The sequence below is a fragment of the Oleiphilus sp. HI0066 genome (assembly GCF_001635725.1).
In genome coordinates, this window is the sequence record NZ_LWFH01001554.1 from 1 (window position 1) to 788 (window position 788).

General features: G+C 44.3%; 2 protein-coding genes. Both read right to left on the reverse strand.

Features of this window, described 5'->3' with window-relative positions:
* A partial coding sequence (locus A3738_RS24050) for a DsrE/DsrF/TusD sulfur relay family protein (protein ID WP_197474006.1) occupies nucleotides 1-189 on the reverse strand: 189 nt, incomplete at its 3' end.
* Nucleotides 190-283: 94 nt separating this feature from the next.
* On the reverse strand, nucleotides 284-788 hold a 505-nt coding region (locus A3738_RS24055; RefSeq protein WP_068763914.1), incomplete at its 5' end, for a Bax inhibitor-1 family protein.

Here is a 788-nt window from a genome sequence, read left to right on the forward strand (position 1 = left end):
CTCATTGAAAATGTTGATTTCATCTTGAGGTGGTGTAGCTAATCGATTCGATAGTTGTATGCCGTCTTGATATAGAAAAACGCGATAGATTTCATGGCCTGCAGCTATTGCTGCCTTGCAATACTGAAGAGCGGAATAAGGTGCTTGGCTGCTATAGGGTGAGCCTGTAATAAGTATGGCTAGTTTCATAGAAGCTATTGTAGCGATGTGGTCGTAGTTTGTTGAGGATAAAAATGAAAAAGCCCCGCGAAAGCGAGGCTTTTTGCTGATGATCTATTCGAACCTATTCATCGCCAGCAAAAGCTGTCAGCAATTGAAGCAAGCTCAGGAACAAGTTGTAGATTGAAACGTACAAGCTGATTGTCGCCAATATGTAGTTTCTTTCACCGCCGTGGATAATCGCACTTGTCTGGAAGAGGATCGCAGCAGAAGAGAAAATAACAAAGCCAGCTGAGATCATAAGCTGCAAGCCCGGCATACTCGTAAAAAAGCCAATTAGCATTGCGCCTAACAATACAAAGAAGCCGATTGTTAAAAAGCCAGCTAAGAAGCTGAAATCTTTACGCGTAATCAGTGCATACGCAGAAAGGCCAAAGAATGTGAAGGCTGTTAAGCCAAGTGCGTTAGCAACAATTGGCATTGCGCCGGCACCAGCGAACATTCCAATGATCGGGCCAAGCGTGTAACCCATGAAACCTGTTAATGCAAAGGTGCTTACCAAGCCCCAAGCGCTGTTGCTTAGCTTTGCAGTTAAAAAGAATAGGCCGTAGAAGCCAACAAGAGTAACG